The organism is Dysgonomonas sp. 521, from assembly GCF_010501055.1.
In the GTDB taxonomy this organism is placed as follows: Bacteria; Bacteroidota; Bacteroidia; order Bacteroidales; family Dysgonomonadaceae; genus Dysgonomonas.
Genome location: NZ_QVMO01000082.1, coordinates 1 through 5,234 on the forward strand (window position 1 = coordinate 1; position 5,234 = coordinate 5,234).

General features: G+C 40.1%; 6 protein-coding genes. 4 read left to right on the forward strand and 2 right to left on the reverse strand.

The window, feature by feature from the left end; all coding sequences use genetic code 11:
* Positions 1-73: 73 nt before the first annotated feature.
* Positions 74-772, reverse strand: coding sequence for a type I restriction enzyme HsdR N-terminal domain-containing protein (locus D0T84_RS18005; RefSeq protein WP_163309248.1), 699 nt, complete (start codon positions 770-772; stop codon positions 74-76).
* Between the two features lie 533 nt (positions 773-1,305).
* On the opposite strand from D0T84_RS18005, the gene D0T84_RS18010 reads away from it, so the two are divergent.
* From D0T84_RS18010 to D0T84_RS18025, 4 genes are all read left to right on the forward strand, one after another.
* The gene (locus D0T84_RS18010; protein ID WP_163309249.1) at positions 1,306-1,665 is read left to right on the forward strand and encodes a BlaI/MecI/CopY family transcriptional regulator; all 360 of its coding nucleotides are present in this window, start codon (positions 1,306-1,308) and stop codon (positions 1,663-1,665) included.
* Positions 1,666-1,686: 21 nt separating this feature from the next.
* Complete coding sequence (locus tag D0T84_RS18015) at positions 1,687-3,384, forward strand: M56 family metallopeptidase (RefSeq protein WP_163309250.1); 1,698 nt, start codon at positions 1,687-1,689, stop codon at positions 3,382-3,384.
* A gap of 104 nt (positions 3,385-3,488) precedes the next feature.
* Positions 3,489-4,775, forward strand: coding sequence for a tetratricopeptide repeat protein (locus D0T84_RS18020; RefSeq protein ID WP_163309251.1), 1,287 nt, complete (start codon positions 3,489-3,491; stop codon positions 4,773-4,775).
* 67 nt (positions 4,776-4,842) lie between these two features.
* Positions 4,843-5,031 (forward strand): hypothetical protein, encoded by a 189-nt coding sequence (locus D0T84_RS18025; protein ID WP_163309252.1) that lies wholly within the window; start codon positions 4,843-4,845, stop codon positions 5,029-5,031.
* A 13-nt stretch (positions 5,032-5,044) separates the two neighbouring features.
* On the opposite strand, the gene D0T84_RS22630 is transcribed toward D0T84_RS18025, so the two are convergent.
* On the reverse strand, positions 5,045-5,234 hold a 190-nt coding region (locus D0T84_RS22630), incomplete at its 5' end, for a hypothetical protein (RefSeq protein WP_221413147.1).

The following is a 5,234-nucleotide window of genomic DNA, read 5'->3' on the forward strand; positions in this document are numbered from 1 at the left end:
ACGACGGTATCTAGTTGGAAGTCCTTCAATTATATAGCTTTTATTGTTATATTTTTAAAGAAAATTAAGAAAATCAAAAAGTCAAGATGACTTCATAGCTTAATAATTCATTCCCTTTCTTATTTTTGAAAAAATCCCAACGGTATTCTTTGGGTATAACATTCCTTTCTCCTTCAATATCTTTTAAGTCTTGTATCTCACTCATTAATTTTAGAAAAAGGATATTGGAAAAAACACTAAATCTTTCATGTCCAGCCAAGAGCCCTTCCTTCCTTAACAGGTTGTTTGAGTCTTTGAAGATTTTTATCAAATCATTACGAGAATTGATAGCCTTTCTGCTAATTGTTTCTACATCACTATTCTCTACAAATTTCAATGCTATTTGTTCATCAAAAAATGCATCAACACTCTCTCCGTTTAATGTTAAATAGTTTCCTGTTTTTAAATGTATTGCTTTTACTAAAATACCATTTGTAGCAATGACTATATGAGCATTGATTTTTTTAGCATATTCTAGGCCCTGCACCAATGCTGTATAAACATCTTTGTTTGGCCTTTTGGCTTCAATTACGATTATAGGTTCCAGTTTATGTGAATCATATAATATATAATCGGGTTTCAAACCATCTAAACTGATTTTTTCTTGATCAGTTCTTGGTTGTTGTTTCCAAACATTTCGATTTGGACTTTTAGGGTTATCTTCCCAGCCTAGTTTACGGAGTTGCAAATCAATAAGAGTTTCAACATCTCTTTCGATAGGGTCTGAAGCCATATTATAATGTTTTTATTTTTCAACAAATATACGCAAAATTAGTACTTAAAAATGAACGAAGAACTCTTAACCTTTCTCTTATGAAAAAGAATTTGTAAAATTTCCTAACAGTTACTTAGAGCCTGTTCAAATTTTAACGAAAATTTTTATTGCAGGCTCTAAGTAGTGCGAATCAATGCTTGAAATTTTTGCGCGAAGGGCTTGATCTTCATAACCGCATACAAGCAAAGCACGATTTGCGGTAATGCCTGAATCCTAAACATCTGCCTGAATGCAGAACCCTTTCTGTTTTTTCAAGATTTTATTTCCTCTCTTTGTCCTGCCTTTTAGGCGGCAGCGTCCGTTTTTTGCCCCCACAGGAAACGCTTCGCTCGCCTGCGGTTATGAAAGTAAGGCTTTTCAAGCCATTTTTCCAACTCTTGATTCACTACACAACTAATATTTCATCAAAAAAACAGTAAAATATTTGCATTATAAAAAAATATACGTACTTTTACGAAAAAATAGTAGATTTACGTAAATAATATAGTCCTATGGAAAAGTTAACTCATCAGGAAGAATCGGTCATGCTTCATATCTGGCAATTAAAAGAATGTGTAGTAAAGGATATCGTCAATGAAATGGATGATCCCAAACCGCCATATACTACTATCGCTTCTATTGTGCGCAATCTGGAACAAAAAGGCTACCTCAATGCTAAGAAATATGGGAATGTATGGGTATACAGCCCTAAAGTTGCCGAGGATGATTATAAGAAAGCCTTTATGTCGAATGTAGTAAAGAGTTATTTTGAAAATTCCTATAAAGAGCTCGTTTCATTTTTTGTAAAAGAGGAAAAAATATCTCCTGAAGAGTTGCAGGAAATAATGCGGATGATAGAAAAAGGGAAATAACAACTTTTTATTATTACAATCATGGATAACACAATTATTACATATCTGATCAAAGCATCTGTATCGCTGGCTCTGTTCTACGGCCTTTACATACTACTGCTCAGGACAGATACTTTCTTCCGGCTGAGAAGGTTTTACTTCCTTTTCTCAATGACTTTTTCTTTGCTGTTTCCATTTTTTGTCCTCGAAATTCCGATTGAAAAGGAGGCGCCTGTTCAAATGCCTGTGTATTGGCTCTCACAAATAGAAGTAACAGCCGAAACGGCAAAAGTCCCTTCCATCGATATATGGTCTGTTTTACTTTTTGCACTGTCTGCTGTGACCATTATAAGTGCTGTAAAGTTTATTATACAGTTATTGAGTATCATACATCTAAGGATTGGCAATAAATCTAAAAAACTGGAAATCTGCCGGTTGATAGAGCTGAAAGGTAAAGAAGTGTCGCCCTTTTCATTCTTTGGATGGATTTTCGTTGGCTCACAGAGCGGTAATAACAATGAGTACGATGAAATTATAGCTCACGAATTAGTACATGTCAGGCAGCTTCATTCTATAGATGTCCTGTTAGCCGAACTATTTTGCATACTCTTCTGGTGGAATCCTTTCGTATGGCTTATGAAGAAGGAAATAAAGATAAACCTGGAGTACCTTGCCGACGAAGGTGTTATAAATGCCGGCTTCAACTCTAAGGAATATCAATATATAATGTTGCAGACTTCAAATGTAAATACCGGTATACCAATTATAAATAACTTCAATGTTTCACAATTAAAAAGAAGAATTACCATGATGAACAAGAATAAAACATCGGTAGGTAAAGCGGCAAAATACCTGTTGCTGGTTCCGGTTGTATTGACTTTGCTCTTAGGGAATGCCGTACAGGCATCGCCCGATATTCTGACTATACCTTTCGTGGACGGAAAGCAAGACCCTGTAAAAAAAGGAGATGTATATGTGACTGTAGAGAAAATGCCTATGTTCCCCGGAGGATTGGACGCACAGGCAAAGTTTCTGGCACAGACGATAAAATATCCGGTAGAGGCATTTGATAAGAAAATAGAAGGAAGAGTGTTTGTACGCTATATAGTACGGAGTACAGGAGAGATCTCTGATGTAGAAGTTATAAGAAGAGGTGCTCATCCCGATTTTGATAAAGAAGCCATCCGTGTGGTAAAAGCTATGCCGGAATGGGAGCCCGGTAAGCAAGGAGGGAAAGCAGTAGATACATATTACACGCTGCCTGTCGTATTCAGGCTGTCCGGCAATAAAAGCAAGGTGGCAAAAGGCGGGGATGACGCGATAACTGTATCCGGATATGAAGAGAAACAAAAAGGAGGCCCTCGTGCCGGCTTTGATCTTCCTCAAGACGGAACACCTTATGTTACCGTAGAAAAAATGCCTTCGTTTCCCGGAGGGGAATCCGCAATGCAGAAATATGTAGCGGATAACCTCAAGTATCCTGAATCAGCAGTAAAAGCCGGCATACAAGGACGTGTAACCATACGCTTTGTAGTAGGGAGAACAGGGGAAATTACGGATGTAGCTGTCATACGCGGAATAGACCCGGAATGCAATGCCGAAGCAATCAGGGTAATTCAGTCCATGCCGAACTGGACACCCGGCATGATGAATGGCGAAGTCGTATCTGTATATTATACATTACCTATTGTGTTCAGACTGAAAGAAGATACTGTAGTGAATACAGGACAAATCGAATAATTCTTTTTCTCAAAATAGATATTGAGGCAGGGATACATTCTCTGTCTCTGTCGTCAGCATCAGATGTTGCACAGAAAACACATCACCTAAACTATCTGAAAGATATGAAAAAAGCCTTGATATTACTCTTATTACTGACCATTCAGATAACTTCATATTCGCAAACAGTTGACAATACGTTACGTGGTTATATCGAAAACTTCCAGTACCAAAAAGCCCTGGAATATATAACCGCACAAGAGCCTTCGCCCGAATTGCAGCTACAGGAAGCAATGTGTTACATGTCGTTAGGCAGCTATCAGAAGGCTGTCGCCATCCTGCAAAAACTAGCTGTTGAGCAACCGGAGAACGTGCGCGTAAAATCCGAACTGGCCAAATGTTACACCATGCTGGGGCGCAGGCAGGCAGGAATAGACTGCTACGACGATTTGATACGCATCGACTCCACAAACCTGTACTACAAAAGACAGAAAGCCGACTTATTCTACCAGCAAGGTAAATATGGTCAAGCACTGAACCTGTTTCAGGAAGTGTACGATCAAAACCAATCGTCCAACACATTGACCCAGATTGCCCAATGCTATGAAAAAATGAGCCTAGCTGACAGTGCTATCGTATATTATAAAAGCGCATGGGACATGAATTCCTCAGATAGTTTCTCTGCGGCGAGCCTCGTCAATCTATGCCTGAAAACCGACCGGAACCTTGAAGCGCTGGCTTATTCCTCCACATACATGGAAAAAGATAGTACCGACCAGCAGATGAACTTATTGAATGCCCTGACATATTATATGATGGATAATTATGAGGAAGCTATCAGCAGGTTTAGGAAATGCTACGAAGCGGGGGACTCTTCCCTGATCGTAAACCGCAGCCTCGGTATATCTTACTATTCGCTGAAAGAAAACTACGAAGCGGAGATATTCCTCGATAAGGCCTTCCGGCAGGATTCAACGAATAACAATGTACTGTATTGCCTGGCAGTGAGTTCAAATGAATTGGCAGACCATAAAAAAGCGATCCCGCTATTTCAAAAACTGCTGAACAGGACAATCCCTACAGACCTTACATTATACCTCTATTACAAAGGGCTGGCCTCGGCTTATGACAAAGGCGCCCATTTCGATGATGCTGCCGCTACTTACAAAAAAGCGTTGGAATACGCGGGCCCAAACCAGAAAATGACAACCTATTATACTGTAGCCCAATTGTATGAAAACCAAATGAAGGATATTACCAATGCCCTTGCATACTATTGGCTATACCGCACAAGCCTGACAGAATATCAGGATAGTTTGCAGAAAGAGGAAAACCCTGACAAATCGGAGATTCTGGATATAAAGCTCAAAATCAAATATCTGGATGAACACATGGGACGGCTGGGTAAGTAATGGGTAAACTAATCAGTACGGTATTATCCAGATAATATATAATGAATGTCAATCAGTAGTTGAAAATATGATTAATATAATCGTTCTTTTTTATTCTGCGCGCAATCGCAGATTGCTTGCCTTACTTTTGGCCGAAGCTCCAAAAGTAAGCAAAAAAGCATTGCGCCTCACTTCGCCGTACGACCCACCATCGGCTTGTCGGCTGAATGAAGTGATGAAAGATTCATCATTCTACAGATTGGCAGACGATGCTTAAAAGCGCCCGCACTTCATTCTACGCCGCCTGCACCGGGTGGGTACCCCGTACGCTTGCTAATGGCGCTGGCTGACGCCTGATTGATAGGGTCTATCCTCTGTCTTGACGTTGCGTCGCGACTCCGTGCATAAGTTCCGCAGGCGGGGCACCCACCCGGTGCAGACGGCGTGAAACGGGATGTTGTCCGAGCCGCAGGCGAGTTT